This window comes from Nostoc sp. UHCC 0302 (assembly GCF_038096175.1).
Classification (GTDB): Bacteria; Cyanobacteriota; Cyanobacteriia; order Cyanobacteriales; family Nostocaceae; genus UHCC-0302.
Map to the genome: position 1 here is coordinate 6,648,661 of NZ_CP151099.1, position 18,608 is coordinate 6,667,268.

Below are 18,608 nucleotides of genomic sequence, written 5' to 3' on the forward strand. Positions count from 1 at the left end.
CTGCCCCCTGTTCCCTGCACACCATGACATCCAAGCGGCCTTCTCAGAAATCTCAATCCAATTCCACTGCTGGTAGTGCATCTGAAGCACAACAGCAGAATAATGAGAACGAATTATTTCCAATTGTCGGCATGGGAGCCTCTGCTGGGGGATTAGAAGCATTCACAGAATTACTGAGACATTTACCAACTGATACTGGTATGGGATTTGTGCTAATTCAGCACTTAAGCCCCAATCAAAAAAGCTTGTTGAGCGAGATTCTTTCCAGATCAACTCAGATGCCTGTAACAGAAGCACAGGAGGGCATGATTGTAGAACCGAATCATGTCTACGTGATTCCGCCCAATAAAACAATGACCATTTCTCAAGGAGTGCTGAAACTGACACCGCGTCAAAAGGTGCGGGGCGTAGCTAAGACAGTTGATGCTTTCTTTGTTTCCTTAGCAGAAGATCGGGGAAGTAAAGCGATCGCAGTTGTCTTGTCAGGAGGCGATGGAGATGGCGCACGGGGGCTGGAAGAAATTAAGGGAGCTGGCGGTATTACTTTTGCCCAGTGTGAGGATACAGCAAAAGTTAATAGTATGCCGAACACCGCAGTTGCCACGGGTCATGTAGACTTTATTCTGCCCCCGCAAGCGATCGCCGAAGAACTAGGAAATATTAGCCATCATCCCTACATCAGCCACCCAACCTCAGAAAAACCAACAGAAATACTGCCGGAAGGCGAAGATGCTCTCTCAACAATCTTTAGTCTGCTACGCATCGCCACAGGAGTTGACTTTCACCACTACAAGCAAACTACTTTAAAACGGCGGATTTTGCGGCGGATGATTTTGTACAAGCTCGAAAGGCTGGAGGATTACGTCCGCTATCTCCAGGAAAACCCAGAGGAAATCACCGCTTTGTATCAGGATGTGCTGATCAATATCACCAGTTTTTTCCGCGATTCTGGAGCCTTTGAAGCTTTAAAAAACAAAGTATTTCCGGTGATTGCCAAAGGTCGAACGCCGGAGGCGCCTATCCGCATTTGGGTAACAGGATGTTCAACAGGCGAAGAAGCCTACTCTATTGCCATTTGCTTAGTGGAGTATTTGACAGAACAAGGAATCAATCCGCCCATCCAAATTTTTGCCACCGACGTTAATGAAGTAGTGATCGATAAAGCTAGGCTCGGCATCTACCAACTTAGCCAGATAGCAGAAGTCTCTCCAGAACGTCTACAGCGCTTCTTTGTCCAGGTAGAAGAAGGTTACCAAATCAGTAAGTCGGTGCGCGAACTGTGTGTCTTCGCCAAACAAAATCTAATTAGCGATCCGCCATTTTCCAAATTGGATCTGATTACTTGTCGAAATGTACTGATTTATTTGGGATCTGCTGTGCAGAAAAAGCTCCTGCCAGTCTTTCACTATGGTCTCAAAACAACGGGCTATTTGATGTTAGGAACCTCAGAGACAGTCGGTGAATTTTCCGATTTGTTTTCTTTAGTAGACAGAAAGTACAAGATTTATGCTAGGAAAGTGGCATCCACTCGGCTGGGCGTGGATTTAATCGCCAGCAAGTATCCTCAAGAAACACTCAACTCTCAACCAAGGGTAAGCGAAGACAGCTGGAATGACCTAGAAATCCATAAAGAGGCTGACCAGATCATCTTAAATCGCTACGCCCCAGTCGGTGTGATTGTCAATAACGAGCTAGAAATTTTGCAATTCCGGGGACAGACCAGTCCCTATCTTCAACCCGCACCTGGCAGAGCTAGCCTGAACCTGCTCAAAATGGCCAAAGAGGGGTTGCGGCTAGAGCTACGTACAGCAATCCACCAAGCAAAAAAGCGGGATGAGGTGGTGACAAAGGACGGTTTAGAGTTCACCGATGACAATCAACTCAAGCAGATTAGGCTTGATGTGATTCCGTTCAAATCTCATGCAGTGGGAGAACGCTACTTTTTAGTTTTGTTTAACGACATACCGGAGTTAGGCAGTTCTGTATCAGCAACAGCTAGCTCTGGGAGCATCACTTCCAGACGGCGGAAAACGAGTCAAGAGCAAGAAAATAGCCAACTCAGACAGGAGCTACGAACCACCAAAGAATATCTCCAATCGATTATTGAGGAGCAGCAAGCCACCAATCAAGACCTAAGAGCTGCCAATGAAGAGATTCTCTCCAGCAACGAAGAATTGCAGAGTACTAATGAGGAATTAGAAACCGCCAAAGAAGAAATTCAGGCAACCAATGAAGAACTCAATACAATTAATGACGAACTACAGCGGCGGAATACCGAATCAACTCAAGTCAGCAATGATTTGCAAAATCTGCTGAGCAGTATTAACATTCCCATTCTGATGCTGGGCGGGGATTTACGGATTCGGCGCTTTACTCCCATCGCCGAGGTAATCTTCAACTTGATTCCCACAGACATCGGGCGGCCACTGAGTGATATCAACCACAACCTGAATTTTCCCGACTTAGAAGAACAGATTGTAGAGGTGATTAGCACCCTTAACCACAAAGCTCAGGAGGTTCAAGACCAGGATGGTCATTGGTATGACCTGCGAATCCGACCTTATCGGACAATAGACAACAAAATTGACGGTGTTGTGGTTGTGTTAGTTGATATTGATGGTCTCAAACGCGGTGTTGAGCAGCTTAGAGCCTCTCGCGATTACGCTGAAGCAATTATAGATACCATGCGGGAATCTTTATTGGTACTGAACTTAGACTTACGAGTGATTAGAGCCAATCGTTCCTTTTACGAAACCTTCCGGCTTTTACCAGCAGAAATCGAACAACGCCAAGTCTTTGAAATCGGCAATGGGCAGTGGGATATTCCGCAATTGCGATCGCTTTTAGAAAACCTTCTCCCTAGCGAAACTCCATTTCAAGAAGTTGAGGTAGAACATAACTTCGAGCATGGGCAAAAAATCGTGCGGTTCAATGCCCGAAGATTGCCGCAAATAGAGGATACGCCGATGATTCTCCTGTTAATTGAGGACATCACACAGCGCAAGCAGTTAGAGACAGAACGAAATCATTTTTTAGCTCAAGAGCAGTCAGCCCGCACTGCTGCCGAAACAGCCAACCGCGCCAAAGATGAATTTTTATCGGTTCTCTCTCACGAACTTCGCAATCCTCTCAATTCTATGCTTGGCTGGGCGCAGTTGTTGCGTACGCGGCGGCTTGATGAAGCTAGGACTAATCAAGCCATAGAATCCATCGAGCGCAGCGCCAAAGCTCAAGCCCAGCTCATTGAAGATTTATTAGACGTCTCACGTATCACCACAGGCAGACTGCCTTTAAGCGCTCGCCCAGTTAAGCTTCCCCCAATAATTGAAGCTGCAATTGACATTGTGTGGCTAGCAGCACAAGCCAAAAACATTCAATTAGAAACTAGACTAAATCCTTCCACTAGAACCGTATTAGTTGATCCATCCCGATTGCAGCAGGTAATGTGGAATTTACTCTCTAACGCCATTAAATTCACCCCTGAAGGGGGAAAAATTGAAGTCACACTAGAGTACACCCAATTCCACGCTCAGATTCAAATTAGCGATACGGGTCAAGGTATCAGCCAAGACTTTCTCCCCTTTATTTTCGAGCGTTTCCGTCAATCTGATGGCTCCAGAACCCGCTCTAATCCTGGGCTAGGGCTAGGGCTTTCGATTGTGCGTCATTTAATAGAACTCCACGGCGGTACAGTTTATGCCGAGAGTGACGGTGTAGGACAAGGCGCTACATTTACAGTCAGCCTACCCCTACAAGCTGACTTAAACGAGAGTTATTTGCCGGGTGCTGTCGAGCCACTCATTGCAGTAGACGAGACAGAAGTACCAGTTGATAACATCCCATCACTGGAAGATTTGCGGGTACTTGTCGTCGATGATGAAGCAGATATCCGGGACTTATTTGCAACAGTGTTTGAGCAGCACGGAATTGAAGCGACGACAGTTGCATCAGCAAAGGAGGCAATCTCAACTCTGCTGGCAAACCCTGGTGGGTATGATGTACTCTTGTCTGATATGGGGATGCCAGACGAAGACGGTTATACGCTAATTCGTCAAGTCAGAGCGCTAATTCCAGAAGCAGGTGGACAGATTCCCGCCGCAGTTATCACAGCGTTTGCCTCTCAAGAAGAGCGAATACAAGCCCTCTCAGCCGGATTCCAAATGCATCTTGCTAAACCCGTCGATCCAGAACAACTAATATTCGTAGTTGCTTCTCTAGCTAAACGAACTAAAAGATTTTTAGTTTAAGGGCAGGGGGCAGTGGACAGTTGACAGTTGATACCAATTAGAAAAAAGAATGCAACAAATAGTCTATTTGTAGAGACGCGATTCATCGCGTCTTCACCCAAGGATGTGTTGCAATCATTAATTGAATTGGTAACAAATGGAGAATAACGGATTTGAACCGATGACCTCTGCGGTGCGATCGCAGCGCTCTACCAACTGAGCTAATTCCCCTTAATCAGTGTTGAGTTGAGCTATATGCTTAAAACTCAACCTTTGACTACCATAAAATATTTTAACACTCAGTTACCGTGGGCTGAAGGTCTTGTCGGGAAAAGACTTCTTGTACCCGTTCCAATTCCAACTCACTTAAATAATCAACAGTCCAATTACAGCAGCGCTGGAGCATATGGAATGGATAAGTATTAGCTACACCAACTACCTGCATCTGCGCTCGTTTTGCCGCTTGGACACCAGCAGGGGTATCTTCAATTGCCAAACACTCTTGTGGTTGAAGATTCAATTCAGGATATTCCTGGTTTAGCCGTTCAACTGCTAGAAGATAACCATCGGGTTCTGGCTTACTGGTAGTGATATCATCACCCGCTACAATGATTTTGAAGTGCTCAGCTAGTTTAGCGCGAGTAAGCACCAGTTGGATTTCTTTGTGAATAGCACCACTAACTAAACCTAGTTTTAAATTGCGCGATTCTCCGTTGGAGATGCTTACCGAACGCACTTTAAATATCAAGTCTTCGACACCAGGATATAAAGGCAGTTTTTCTATTTTCTCTAGTTCTAAGGCATAGGCTTGTGCCTTGCGATTCAGCAAATGAGTTAAATAGTTTTCGCTAGCTACTCTACCACGGTTAGCGAGTAGTTGCTGAAAACAAGCGCGATCGCTGCGTCCTAAACAAGCTTGACGCTCATCTACGCGTTGCGGTTGGAGATTTTCTTCAATCAAAATCTCATCTATCAGTTGCAGGTGAATTGGCTCATCGTTAATGATGACACCATTAAAATCAAAAAGTACTGCCTTTAAACTCATGCCGTTACGCCAAACGCTGGAGATCCAAGTCCCTCCAAATCATTATTATCTATTGTGGTGTCTCTTGATGTCGGAGTATTGAGTTGAAAATTTTGTTGAACAGTTGCATCTTTACTTGGAATTGGTTTAACGCCGCTATTTAACTGATGTATCCACCATACATCTTGGGTTTGTACTGCTTCAAACCCCGCTTTACCCATATTTGCATCCACGCTATCAGCAGCATACTCACGAATATACGGCTCCTCAAAAATATCATTGAGCCAATCTAACTGACGCAGGGTTTTCTGATTACCATCTAAAATCAGTACTTGTCCACCAGCTACCAGCAAACGGAAGCTTTCCCGCAGAATTGCTAGGGACACTGCATTTGGTGTTTCGTGAAATAGCAAAGAAGCTGTTACTAAGTCAAACGAAGCATCCCTGAAACTGGTTTTCTCAGCATTTCCATGTCTCCAGATTATTTCTAAACCAGCAGTTCTAGCTTTGTCTTCTGCCCTGACTAACATATAAGGTGATAAATCCAAGCCAATGACTTCTGCTTGGGGAAAAGCTTGCTTTAACATCAAGGTTGTAGAACCTGTACCACAGCCTAAGTCAAGTATGCGTCGCGGTTTTACTTTGATGGCATCAATTAAAGCTTGACGTACAATAATTTCGTTGGGCGCGAGAACGTATTGAGTAATTGGATCATAGGAAACCGCCGCGCCAGGGTTGAGATATCCGCCCTTAATGCCGTGAAAGTTTTGGCTACTGTAGTAATAGGGGACTGTAACATCAGACCGTCGGAAGCGATGTCTACGACGGGCTACGCCTACGCTCTCTTTGTCCCAGTCAATACTATCAGCGTAACGTTGCAATCCCTCTTCATCAATCAACAGACGTACTACGGGCGATAAAAAACGTTCCCAGATTGGATCTTGACGCACTGCCATAGGTATTGTGTCAGAACTTAAAGGGCTAGTGAGACCAGAGTCATTTTATTTACAAATTTTAATTCATTTAAGAAATCTTGGCTTTCTGGCTGGGCGATACCTGCGGTGGTCACTGAGCTTTACCGAAGTACACGCTTAAGAGCGATCGCGTTGACACTCGAACTTCATTATACTACAATTGTAGTATAAGTAGATATACCCTCAAAGTAGTTTTAAAATTCACTAAAATTTAGCGGACTAACAATGTCATACAGTATTTAATTTGAAGAACACTATCACTAGTAGAAAAATAGAAAATTTTGTATTTAATCTCAAACTTTAAATAATAATTCAAAATAGAAAAATTTATGCCATACGAAAAGTTAGAAATTACTACACCAGCCCCTGTTTTATCTTGGGCAAATCATGCGTTAGGCTCCGCAGAAACCCAGATGGCAAAGAATGTGGCTTCGCTACCATTTGTGTTTAAACACGTAGCTTTAATGCCAGATGTGCATCTAGGAAAAGGTGCTTTAGTTGGTTCTGTAATTGCAACAAAAGAAGCGATTATACCAGCTGCTGTGGGTGTGGATATTGGTTGCGGGATGAGCGCTATCAAAACACAATTTACTGCTGCACAGCTAGAAGGCAAACTAAAAAAAATTCGTTTGGATCTTGAAGCGGCAATTCCTACAGGTTTCAACGAAAACAAAGACGTTGAAAAATCTGTCACCAACTGGCAACGTTGGAGTAATTTTAAAGATTTACATCGCGGCGTGCAAGACTTGCAAGGTAAAGCGATGAAACAAATGGGTTCTCTTGGTGGGGGTAACCACTTTATTGAAGTCTGCCTTGATGCAGACAATCAAGTTTGGTTAATGCTACATTCTGGTTCGCGCAACATCGGCAATAAATTAGCTGAGTGCCACATTCATACAGCCAAAGAATTAACCAGAATGGCAGGCAATAACTTACCTGATCCAGATTTATCTTACTTTGTAGCTGGTACACCAGAATTTAAAGCATACTGGAACGATTTGCAATGGGCGCAAGATTATGCGCGTGTCAACCGCGATGTGATGATGGCACGTTTCAAACATATTGTTGAGAAACATCTGGGGGGAGGGAAGGCAACAAAACCCTTATTACAAGTAAATTGTCATCACAACTACGCCGAAAAAGAAGTACATTTTGGCGAGGATGTCTACGTTACTCGTAAGGGTGCAGTCCGCGCACAAACCGAAGACTATGGCATTATTCCTGGTTCGATGGGAGCAAAATCTTTCATTGTTAAAGGTAAAGGTAATGCTCACAGCTTCTGTTCTTGCTCTCACGGTGCAGGGCGTTTAATGTCTAGAAATAAGGCGAAAAACGTCTACACACTTGATGATTTAATTCAGCAAACTCAAGGCGTAGAATGCCGTAAAGATACTAGTGTTTTAGATGAAATTCCTGGGGCTTATAAGCCGATAGAGCAAGTAATGGAGAATCAAGCAGATTTGGTTGAAGTTGTAGCAACGCTCAAGCAAGTTGTTTGCGTGAAAGGATAAATTTGTAGAGTGGGCAATGCCCACTTTTTTTTTCAAGATAGAGGTACTGTGAATTAAGAAATGATTGTTTTAAGCGAATCGACAGAACAATTAGAAGCATCTATAATCAGCATATTCTAAAATACGGATATTATTGGGAAGCTGAAGATGATTTGAGCAAGTTAACCAAGCAAGAGGAAAAGCAAGTGTTAAGGTTAGCAGTTTTAGCCTCTGAACATCTTAGAGTTCCGTATATAGCTATTGATATTGGACAACTAGAAAGTGGAGAGTGGATTGTGATAGAAACAGCAGATGCTCAATTTGCTGGTATTTGTCAAATTTCTGCACTTGAATTATGGAATAAATTGAAAGATATTTACTAGCATAGTCAAGAATTAAAGTGTTATGCAAAATAGTCAATACGAAGAACAATACAAAAAACAAGTAATTGATTTTTTTGATAGCAGAACCACCTACGATAACGACTACACGATTCATCGCGCCCTGCCTCTACTAAAGCTAGTTACATTACAAAAGGGGCAAAAAGTATTAGATATGGCAACTGGTACAGGAATCATTGCCATTGCTGCTGCACAAATAGTCGGCTCTGAAGGAAAAGTAATTGGCGTGGATTTTTCTTCAGGTATGCTCGCTCAAGCCCAACAGAAAATTATAGAATTAGGCTTGCAGAATATTGAATTAATCGAAGCAGACGCTGAGTATATAAACTTTGATAATGAGAGTTTTGATGCAATTCTTTGTTCTACAGCAATAGTTTATTTTAAAGATATTCCTGCTGCTTTAAGTAAATGGTATCGCTTTCTTAAGCCAGGGGGAATGGTGGGTTTTTCTTGTTGCTCTGAGGTATCTTGTGGCGCACCACTGATGATTGCTGCTTGTGCCAAATATGGTATTTCACTAACAAATATCAACGAACGAACAGGAACTACAGAAAAATGTAAAAATCTGCTAGAAGCAGCAGGTTTTCAAGATATTCGAGTGAAGATTCAACAATTAGGTTTCTACCGCAGTTTAGAGCAATCTAGAGAATGGAATGGAGGCTGGTTTCATCCCCAAGAAAATCCCTTATTAGAGGTTTCGTTTGAGCAGATGGCAGAATTGAATACACAGTACAGTAAAGAAGTTGAAGCACAAGTAACTGAGCAAGGTGTCTGGTATGAAAATATGACTTTTTTTGTAACTGGTCGAAAGCTCTAATACAAATTCTCTTGGAGGAAAGCAATACATCGTACCACTTCCCTGCAGGACGCTGCGCTAACGTAGTAGCGCTTAAGCGCAATTCCTTGCCTAATTTAACGTGAGTTCGATGAACCTCTCCCTCCCAACCTCCCTCTCCGAAGCGGAAAGGGAAGAGCAACTAAAAAATCATGGTTTTACTCCCCTCTCCTCGTAGGAGAGGGGCTGGGGGAGAGGTCAACATAGCACTTGTCGAACTCACGTTAATTTAATCTGTTGTCATATTTTTAGAGAAACGGTATAAAGTAATTTGCTAATAAAAAGGCTTGGAGTTATATTACTCCAAGCCTAAAATTAAACTTTTCTAAAAACAGTATTCTTAGTTATACAATCCTCTATGAAAATGCACTATTTGTTAAACGAACCGCTAAGCACGCCAAGAGGGAATATCCTCAAGTGCAAGTTTACGGAGAATCGGTATTAGAGTGTTAAAGATTGAGCATCTGTCTCAATGAACTTCGCCAAATCTTGTAAAAACGCCGCAGCATGAGCGCCGTAAATAATGCGGTGGTCACAAGTAATATTCACCTGCATTTGTTGGCGAACTGCAAATAATCCATCAGGTGTTGCTACCACTTGCGGACGAGATGCGCCGATCGCTAAAATCGAACCTTGTCCAGGTGGTAAAATGGCATCAAATGTATCTACGCCAAACATCCCTAAATTCGACAGGGTAAATGTACCACTGTTGTATTCGTCGGGCTGTAGCTGTTTTGCCCTAGCGCGGTCTACTAAAGACTTCCAAGTGCGAGACAGAGAATAAATATCTACTATATCTGCATTCTGCAACACGGGTGTAATCAATCCACCATCATCCATCGCTACGGCTACGGAAATGTTGATATCAGAATGATAGACAATTCCTTGGTCTGAGTAGCTAGCATTCAGCAATGGGTGTTTTTGCAATGTCACCGCTACTGCTTTTGCCAGTAGCGCTGTCATCGTCACCCCTTTGGATTTAATTTGTTTGTAAAGTTTGTCTAACCCATCGGTGGTAATAGTGTAACCAACACGGAAGACAGGTACGGATAGGGTAGCTACCATATTCCGTACCACGGCATTTTGGAAGGTAGTTAGAGGTGCGATTTGACCAGGAACAGCAGCTACTACTGACGCTGGTGCGGCGGCCGGACGTGGTGGTGGCGCTACTGGTGGAGTGCTGGTTATTGCAGGAGTTGCTGGGGCGACTGGGGTAGTAGCAGGTTGCTTGCCTTTATTAGCCAATGCTTCCACATCCTCAGCAACAATACGGCCATAGGGGCCACTGCCTTTGAGTGCAGTTAAATCAATTTTAAGTTCTTTGGCTAGCTTACGGGCGCGAGGTGAAGCTACAAGCCTGCCTTCCTTGTGGTTAGAGCCATTTTGAGACGCCACAGCAGATGTGCCGACGGAGGCTGTGACTGGAACTGGTTCAGGAGAGGAGGTAGTAGCAGCAGCGCCGCCTGAGTTAGCAAGAGATTTAGCGGTTTCAATTTCAGCTTCAGTTTCAGCGATAAAAGCGATCGCAGATCCGACAGCAGCAGTTTCGCCAGCTTCGACTATGATGTGAGCCATATATCCTTCATAAAAGGATTCCACATCCATATCTGCCTTATCAGACTCGACAACCACCACTGTTTCGCCTTTTTCCACTTTATCGCCTGGCGATTTCACCCAGGAGACAATTTTGCCTTCGGTCATGGTGGAACTCAGCGCCGGCATAAATACTTCGTGAATGCTCATAGGGTGGTTTCAGAATCAATAATTTTTGGACTTTAACAGCTTTCATCAGATCGAATTGTATCTTGACAAGAGAATTTTGGACGGGAGATTTTATATTTTAATTTGGGAGAGTGGGGAGTGGAAAAGTAGAGACGCGATTATACTCTTACGAGAAGCCGCTCTTCGAGCGTCTACGCGTCTGTGCAGGGAGTGGGGAGAATGAATGAGAAATAACAAATGTGCCATGCACCATACTTCGACAAAGCTCAGTACAAGTGCCCTATGACAAATCAGGAACCTAAAAATGACTTAGAGGTCTATATATGAAGCTATCCTAAATGGTTGAGCAATATCTCGTTCTGGTTGTTAAAATTTGACTTCGAAAACCACCACGAGTTTTTTATCACTCGAATGGAATTGCTATATATTTATATTCCTCATAACCTCTGCTTAAAATATATGAGCATCTCACAGGCAGACGAAATAAGCTAAATGTTCAATCTAGAATTCAAAAATGGTAATTAGGCTGTTTTAAATTCCTGTTTAAATTTTATGTCGGGAAAATTGAAGCTGTTTTTGATTTTGATATTAAGTGTTTTTGCCACTGCTGCTGCTGGAGTTTATCTCAGCCAGCAACAGCTATCTGCGCCAATTGCTGAGACTAATTCTGAGACTAGTAATAAGCAAGCTCAACAGGTAGGAGCAACACAGCAGTCTCAGCAAGTTGTGACCTACTCAGAGCGTTCCACTTACAAAAGTATACCTTTAGAAACTATCAGCTCAGGTCTTCAAGGTAGTGACCCAGCTACCATAGCCCTGAATGCTTTTGAAGAGATAGCAACGCCTGGGGGAACGCGAAAGGTAGAGGTAGCCTATCCGCAACGTAATCAAGCCTTTGTGACAATTACACAAATCAAACGGACTGGTGATTCAGTTAGTGCAATTAAATATCGAGTTGAGATGACAACATTTGGGCGATCGTTTTTCGTTAGCTCACCACTAGTGTGGCAAATTGTCTGGGCTGGCTCCCAGGTACGATGTTGGCCCGGAAGTCGCCCTGACAAAAAGTTAAATCAAAACTGTCATCAGTCATTCGTCCTTGAGCAAAGGACAAATAGAGAAGTCGGAGAGCCGTAAGCCGGCGCTCTGAACTTCCAAGACAAATAACAAATTTAAATGTCGCCGCGAATCTCTTCTACAACCCCGTCACGTAGAACGATTTCAACTTGCATTTTGCTAATTAGATTATCACCCGTTTCTACGTTGAAAAAGCCTTCCATTTGGAATTGGTTGACTTCTTGATCCTGTTGGAGAAACTGCACTTGCTGAAGGTTTTGCAGCAATTGATTTTTCTGCTCTAGAAATTCACTTTTCTTTTGATTAACCTGAAGTTGGATATTGTCAATTTGCTGGAGGGTTTGAGGCCCTGGTGGTTGCAGACTTTGCTTTTGAATTGCCGCGATCGCTCTTTGTCCTTCGACTTCTAGCTGTTGCAATTGCTGATCTAGCTGATTGATCTGCGTTTGCAGCTGCTGTTGCACTTCGTCTTTCCACAGAGGAGTGACAATGACTTTGACATTAACGACGCGTTTCAAAAGCAATTGAGATTTGGAGACATCCATAGTTTCACGTTCACTCTATGAGTTGGCAGGTGGAATTATTAAGCAAATAAGCCGTCAATAATATCGCGATAGCGTTCCGTGACGACGTGCCGCCGGATTTTCAGCGTTTGTGTCATCAAGCCATTTTCGATGGAAAACGGCTCTATAATCAGCTTAAACGGCCCGATACGGTCATCTGGACGATAACCTGGACGGTTTTGCACTTCGCGAGTCAATTCTCGGCGAAACAAATCCTGGATTATTTTACTCTCTAGGTCAATGGTAGTGCTGTTAGCGGAAGCGGGATCTTTAGCCTGTCCTGAATTTTGAGTTTCGAGTTCTGATGAGGTTTCTTTTGGTAGACGCAGTTGCAGATTTTGATTTTCGGCCCATTTTTCCAAGGCTTCAACATTCGGAACAATTAATGCTCCCAGACTACGCTGGTCTTGCCCAAGGAGCATGATTTGGTCGATGTATGGCGATCGCAAACAAGCATCCTCAATCGGTTGTGGCTCAATGTTTTCCCCATTGGTTAATACAATCGTATCCTTTGACCTACCAGTTAGTATTAAATCATTCTGTGGTGTCAGCCAACCCAAATCGCCGCTATCAAACCAACCTTCGGCATCAATTGCTTTCGCCGTCGCTTCCGGGTTTTGGTAATAGCCTTGCATAATTTGCGGCCCCTTTAACAACACCAAACCTCGTTCACCAATTGGCAAGGGTTTACGAGTCTCAGGATCTACGATTTTAGCTTCTGTTGCCGGCATCGGCTGCCCTGATGCACCAATTAAATTCCGCCAAGGACGACGCACATGAGTCACAGGAGAAGTTTCTGTCAAGCCATACCCCTGCAAAATCTGCACACCAATAATTTCAAAAAAGTTATCTATGTGCCGAGGCAATGCACCACCACCACTAATCATCTGCTTGACTCGTCCTCCTGTTGCTTCCCGTACCTTGTTATAAACCAATCGAGTTCCCAAGGCATGAAGAGGGCGCAAAGCAGAGGCTTGGATAGTAGCTGCTAGTCGCTGACTTGCTGAAGAATTTAGATTATCTAAACTTAATCCCTGAGAAATCCGCTGCGCTTTGATGTATTTCTCACTAATACCCAAGAAAAAGTTAATCAGGCGTTGCTTGTTCTCTGGTTGTTCACGGAATTGCTTTTGTACCCCTTCATAAATTGATTCCCACAGACGAGGTACACCTACCATATAGTGAGGCTGAAATTTTCTCAAATCTCCTTTAACAGAACGCAAGTTAGTATAAATTTGTGTACAACCTTGAGATAATAGGTAATATTCAACTGTCCGCTCGTAGCTGTGCCAGCTAGGAAGGATACTAAGAACAGTGTTTCCTACCTGCGGTTGTACTACTGTCCCCATCGTGATTACTTGGTGCATCAAGTTGCCATGAGAAAGCATTACACCTTTGGGTTTACCGGTAGTCCCAGAAGTATAGATAAGGGTTGCCAGGGTGTTATAGTTTTGCTCGACTGGCACAAACGGATGTTTTGACCCAAGTTCGATTAGTTGAACAAAGTTCAGAACTTTGAAAGTTTGTTCTGTGGGTGGTGCTTCGTCGGAAAGTAAGATGACGAATTGAATTGGCAAATCGTCGAGACGATCTTGTAATTTATTCAGTGTCTTTAAATCTTCGACTACCACCGCTGTGCTACCACTATTAGCGATGATAAACAGCAGTTCTTCTTTTTCTGCTTGAGAACCACGCACTGCATCAACTGCCCCAGCGGTCATTATACCTTGATCTGTGATAAACCAACGGGGACTGTTGTCAGCTATAAGAGAAATGCGATCGCCAACTTTTACTCCTAATGCCTGCAACCCAGCAGCAAATAGTTGAATTTGTTCTGCAAGTTGGCGAAAAGTAATAACTACTTCTGGTTTAGCGTGAGGGTTGTGAAGAGCTACAACATCACCAAATTGCTTTGCTGCTAAAGGCCAAACTTCTGGCAATGACTCAACATTTGTATAATCTGCCAAATGCTTTAATGCCTGACTTTCTCGCTCAGTGATGTTAGCTAAGAAAGAAGATGCTGGTCGATTTTTTGACATAACACTGTACCTAAATTTAGTAAATTACTTGTTTTTTTAGCTTATTTTGTTATTACGCTACAATAGCCTTCCTTATTATCCACATTCCCTTGTGTGCTTAAGAATTACAGGAATTTAACGGTCATATTTACAAAAACTTATGTTAATATTCATTTATATAGAGTGCAAGCAATGTATGTCCTAGAAATCCTTCATATACCTTGTACTTGCAGTTAATAGCAGCGACCACCTATGTTTGACAGGGGGTGATTACCTATAAACTTGATAGATGCTATATTGCTGACCCTAATCAGTACTGTTGCTTGTCTAGCCTTTCCTAAGCTTTTAGCTATCCTTCTAGGTCTTAAAGCCAAATCTACTGAAACTTCAGCCAAGGCTTTAAAATTCCAAGCAGCCAAGGTACAACTTACCAGCTTTCCTTATTGTACAGTTTATGCATTGAGTGGCAGCCAATACTGTAAATTCAGGCCTCACTTCTGTGCAAAATGTTCTCCAAATTGAGGGATGATTTGCAAGTTAAATGTCTCGGCACTTGTAGACTAACTTGCAATTATTTCTTCAACAAAGTTTAAGAAAATTCCTTAAAACCAATGGATTACAAAGCTAAATGTTTTTTATTAGCTTTAGTTCTAAAAAACTCATTTTAAAGTATTCAAGTCAGTAATGAGTTGCTTAGAAGTTTAAAATCTTTACCAATACTCGGATTGATATACAACATAGCGGTTTCCACTGGGGTAAGGTATGGCAAGAAATAATTAACTACAGACCAAAGTTCTGAATACGATGAGGGTAGCACACTCATGCTACCCTTATTCCAATTAAAATCGTTATATAACTGTAGCAACCTACAGAATTGTAAGAATTTCAAACCGCTTGGCACGAGGAGAAAAGAAGTATAAAATATTACTAAATATTTAAAAAGGCGAAGTCTGAATTACACAGCATTTATTTTACCTATAAATATATTAATAAACTGATGATAAGTATAAGTAAAAAAGTATATTTAATTAGCTTATACTGCCTACAAGAAATATTAAATAGTGATTTTCAACACATTTAGTAAATATGGTTCAAACTACTAAATAGTGAATACTTTCTTTTCACTAGGGAGATTTACATATGAGTTTGATAGATGGTTTACTACTGACACTGCTCAACACTGTTGCCTGTCTTGCATTACCTAAGTTGCTGTCCGTAATTCTGTCTGGCAAAAAACACAGTGCTGCTATAAAATCACAAGCTGCTATAGAGCCACAAGAATCTAACTCGGAAATCCCAGTTATTCTTAGAGCAAGCTGATTGTGGAAGAAAAGTTTAGCAGTTTGTCTTGAAACATCGCCTTGATGAGGAGAAAGTTAAGTCATGTGGTGCAAGGCGATGGTTCAGAAGAGAGTAACTAAGCATATTTTTAACAAATATCCAAGCATAAAAAATACTTGACGACGCAACTAAGCCCAGACATAGGGTTTACATAAACTTAAGTTAATTTTGTTCCTGTGGATAGATTTTTTAGTATACGCGATCGCTCATCAGCAATTTCATAATCTTTTATGCATCTGTCATGAATAAAGTTATAGTCTTCGTTGTTTGACATGACAATTAATCGTAATCAAATGCAAAAAAGTTGACTTTTTTAGCGACACTATTAATATTACAGAAGTTTGCAAGTCAATGAAGTACAGTATCTGAAGTTAAAACCTAGATACAAAGACTTTTTTACTTATGAGCAGAGGCGGAGATGCTCCGCCTCTGCTCCTGAATTCTGCTTTAATTACTTATACCAATTCAATTAATGATTGCAACACATCCTTCGATGAAGACGCGATGAATCGCGTCTCTACAAATGGTCTATTTGTCACATTCTTTTTTAAAATTGGTATTACTTGCGATTTTCACGCCGCCACTTTTCGCGTATTAGACGAATTTCATCAAAAGTGTAACTATCGCCTAGTTGTTCTTTAATTGGAGTTAAAGAGATATCGCCAAGAACTTCTAAAATTTGCCAAATTTTTTGCTGATGTTCGTGAGGTACTAACTGATTTAAATCTACAGGCTGATTTTTCTCAATTAACTTTGAAAGGTGATTGAAGATTGTCGAGGGGCTAAGGTTACGTTTTTGAGCGATTTCGGGAATACTCAAACCTGCTTGGTGGAACTTTAATGTCAATAGTTCAGTGTCAGAAGGTAAATTCACAAAGTTAGAATTATCTTGTTGTTCTACCGAACCTTTTTCTTGACGATAAGCTTTTATTTCTGCGAGAAACTTATCACCATATTGGGCGAGTTTGTGACTACCTACGCCAGAAAGTTTACCAAATTCGGTGATGGTTTTCGGTTGTACCTGCACCATCAATTTTAAGGTAGAATCTGGGAACACAACATAAGGTGGGACAGATTGTTCATCAGCAAGTTGTTTGCGGAGCGATCGCAACCTCTGCAATAATACTTCTGCCTCGATAGCTTTTTCGCTTCCTTCTTCCCAAGTAATCTTTTGCGCCACCGGAACTGCTAGGGAAACTGTGCGCTGTCGTCGCATTACTTCCCAACTCAGGGCGTTAAGTTTTAAAACAGAATAACCATCGCTAGTTTGTTCTAATAATCCTTGATGTAAAAGCGATCGCCCTAACATTCGCCATTCATCTACAGTCTTATCTTTGCCAATACCGTATGTAGAAAGTTTATCATGTTCGTTTTGAGTAATTTTCTGATTTTTCGCTCCTCGCAAAACATCAATAATATGCAACATCCCAAATCTTTCTTTACAACGCGCCACACAAGATAAGAACTTCATCGCTTCAATTGTCCAATCTTGTAATGGTTTAGGGTTACGGCAATTATCACAGTTACCACAATTCCCGTCAAAACGTTCCCCAAAATAACCTAGTTGAATTGTGCGGCGGCAAACTGTACCTTCAGCATAGTCAATAACTTGCCGTAATTGTTGTTTAGCAATCAACTGTTCTTGAGGATCAGTTTTTTGATTAATGCTCCATTCAATAGTTTTAATATCACTAAAACTAAAAAAAAGTGTACAACGAGAGGGTTCGCTGTCTCTGCCCGCCCTACCTGATTCTTGATAATAACTTTCCAAATTCCGCGGTAAATCGAAGTGAACTACCAACCGCACATCTGGTTTATTAATTCCCATCCCAAAAGCAATGGTTGCCACCATAACGCGTACATCATCCCGAATAAATCGAGTTTGATTTTTCTCGCGTTCTTCATCGCTTAATCCGGCATGATAAGACAAAGCGGCAATTTTATCATTTTGTAATTTAAAAGTCAGTTCATCAACTTTTTTACGCGTCAAACAATAAATAATTGCTGAACCTTCGTTTTCCCGGACAAGTTCTAAGAGTTCAGCGTAAGCAGACTTACTTTTAGAACGGACTTCGTAGTAAAGGTTTTGGCGGTTAAAGCTAGCAATGTGGATGCTGGGTTGCTTTAGCCCTAGTTGTTGAATGATATCAGAACGGACGCGATCAGTTGCTGTGGCGGTGAGGGCAATAGTAGGTATATCTGGGTAACGCTGACGCAGAGATTTCAACTGGCGGTATTCTGGGCGAAAGTCGTGTCCCCACTCTGAGACGCAATGCGCTTCATCAATAGCAAAGGTAGAAACGCCGATTTGGTGATGTACTAAATCTAGAAAGGGCAGAAATCTTTCACTCAAAAGACGTTCTGGCGCAACGTAAAGGAGTCTAACTTTACCATTGAGTATGGCATCTTCACGCGATCGCACTTTATATGCATTCAGACTGCTATTGAGAAATGTCGCACTAATATTATTATTTCGCAGTCCTTCCACTTGATCTTGCATCAAAGCGATTAACGGCGACACCACTACCGTTAAACCTTTTTTCATCAAAGCTGGTAGTTGAAAGCACAGAGATTTTCCCCCACCCGTAGGCATGACCACCATCAAATCTCGATTTTGCAGCGCATCTTCGATAATTTGCCGCTGTCCTGGGCGGAATTGGTCATAACCGAAGTGATATTTTAGCGCTTGTTCGAGATTGGGATACTGAAGCATAGCGATCGCTTTTTTCCGGCGCGTCTGCGTGGGTAGTGATTGAAGATATCAGGATTTTAACTCACATCATCGGCGGCTTTCGCAAGACCTGTATTTCTGTTGGCAATCGCAGGCTCATCAACCTTCATACATGAGCGATCACTTTTATTGTATAAAATAGGCGATCGCACTTGTACTGAGCTAATAAACATCGTCATGAGTACCAATGTCTAGCAAAAGAACAA

The 18,608-nt window shown here is 42.3% G+C and carries 13 protein-coding genes and 1 tRNA gene; 6 read left to right on the forward strand and 8 right to left on the reverse strand.

Annotated elements, in window-relative coordinates:
- Positions 1-23: 23 nt before the first annotated feature.
- The gene (locus tag WKK05_RS28695; protein ID WP_341526419.1) at positions 24-4,247 is read left to right on the forward strand and encodes a chemotaxis protein CheB; all 4,224 of its coding nucleotides are present in this window, start codon (positions 24-26) and stop codon (positions 4,245-4,247) included.
- A gap of 137 nt (positions 4,248-4,384) precedes the next feature.
- On the opposite strand, the gene WKK05_RS28700 is transcribed toward WKK05_RS28695, so the two are convergent.
- From WKK05_RS28700 to WKK05_RS28710, 3 genes are all read right to left on the reverse strand, one after another.
- A tRNA-Ala gene (locus WKK05_RS28700) sits at positions 4,385-4,457 on the reverse strand.
- A gap of 61 nt (positions 4,458-4,518) precedes the next feature.
- Positions 4,519-5,271 carry an HAD family phosphatase gene (locus WKK05_RS28705; protein WP_341526420.1) on the reverse strand — a complete coding sequence of 251 codons (753 nt, stop codon included), beginning with the start codon at positions 5,269-5,271 and terminating at the stop codon, positions 4,519-4,521.
- On the reverse strand, positions 5,268-6,206 hold the full coding sequence (locus WKK05_RS28710) for a class I SAM-dependent methyltransferase (protein ID WP_341526421.1): 939 nt from the start codon (positions 6,204-6,206) through the stop codon (positions 5,268-5,270). The genes WKK05_RS28705 and WKK05_RS28710 overlap by 4 nt, the downstream gene beginning before the upstream one ends.
- A 347-nt stretch (positions 6,207-6,553) precedes the next feature.
- Between WKK05_RS28710 and WKK05_RS28715 the strand changes: the two genes are divergently transcribed.
- The 3 genes from WKK05_RS28715 to WKK05_RS28725 all read left to right on the forward strand — a co-directional run bounded on the left by WKK05_RS28715 (position 6,554) and on the right by WKK05_RS28725 (position 8,932).
- Positions 6,554-7,735, forward strand: a complete 1,182-nt coding sequence (locus WKK05_RS28715) for an RtcB family protein (protein ID WP_341526422.1) — start codon at positions 6,554-6,556, stop codon at positions 7,733-7,735.
- Positions 7,736-7,833: 98 nt separating this feature from the next.
- On the forward strand, positions 7,834-8,097 hold the full coding sequence (locus WKK05_RS28720; protein WP_341531218.1) for an ATP-grasp domain-containing protein: 264 nt from the start codon (positions 7,834-7,836) through the stop codon (positions 8,095-8,097).
- A gap of 22 nt (positions 8,098-8,119) precedes the next feature.
- The gene (locus WKK05_RS28725) at positions 8,120-8,932 is read left to right on the forward strand and encodes a class I SAM-dependent methyltransferase (RefSeq protein WP_341526423.1); all 813 of its coding nucleotides are present in this window, start codon (positions 8,120-8,122) and stop codon (positions 8,930-8,932) included.
- A 459-nt stretch (positions 8,933-9,391) separates the two neighbouring features.
- Here the strand turns inward: WKK05_RS28725 and WKK05_RS28730 are convergent, their stop codons facing one another.
- Complete coding sequence (locus tag WKK05_RS28730) at positions 9,392-10,693, reverse strand: dihydrolipoamide acetyltransferase family protein (RefSeq protein WP_341526424.1); 1,302 nt, start codon at positions 10,691-10,693, stop codon at positions 9,392-9,394.
- Between the two features lie 531 nt (positions 10,694-11,224).
- On the opposite strand from WKK05_RS28730, the gene WKK05_RS28735 reads away from it, so the two are divergent.
- Positions 11,225-11,809 carry a hypothetical protein gene (locus WKK05_RS28735; protein WP_341526425.1) on the forward strand — a complete coding sequence of 195 codons (585 nt, stop codon included), beginning with the start codon at positions 11,225-11,227 and terminating at the stop codon, positions 11,807-11,809.
- 35 nt (positions 11,810-11,844) lie between these two features.
- Here the strand turns inward: WKK05_RS28735 and WKK05_RS28740 are convergent, their stop codons facing one another.
- A complete protein-coding gene (locus WKK05_RS28740) occupies positions 11,845-12,294 on the reverse strand; it encodes a YlqD family protein (protein ID WP_341526426.1) in 450 nt (149 codons plus the stop codon).
- Positions 12,295-12,332: 38 nt separating this feature from the next.
- Positions 12,333-14,351, reverse strand: coding sequence for a long-chain fatty acid--CoA ligase (locus WKK05_RS28745; protein ID WP_341526427.1), 2,019 nt, complete (start codon positions 14,349-14,351; stop codon positions 12,333-12,335).
- Between the two features lie 1,119 nt (positions 14,352-15,470).
- Here WKK05_RS28745 and WKK05_RS28750 point away from each other — a divergent pair.
- Entirely contained in the window at positions 15,471-15,650 is a 180-nt protein-coding gene (locus WKK05_RS28750) for a hypothetical protein (RefSeq protein ID WP_341526428.1), read from the forward strand.
- 580 nt (positions 15,651-16,230) lie between these two features.
- On the opposite strand, the gene recQ is transcribed toward WKK05_RS28750, so the two are convergent.
- Both recQ and WKK05_RS28760 read right to left on the reverse strand, forming a co-directional pair.
- Positions 16,231-18,384 (reverse strand): DNA helicase RecQ, encoded by a 2,154-nt coding sequence (gene recQ / locus WKK05_RS28755; protein WP_341526429.1) that lies wholly within the window; start codon positions 18,382-18,384, stop codon positions 16,231-16,233.
- 56 nt (positions 18,385-18,440) lie between these two features.
- Entirely contained in the window at positions 18,441-18,575 is a 135-nt protein-coding gene (locus tag WKK05_RS28760) for a hypothetical protein (RefSeq protein ID WP_341526430.1), read from the reverse strand.
- Between the last annotated feature and the right edge of the window lie 33 nt (positions 18,576-18,608).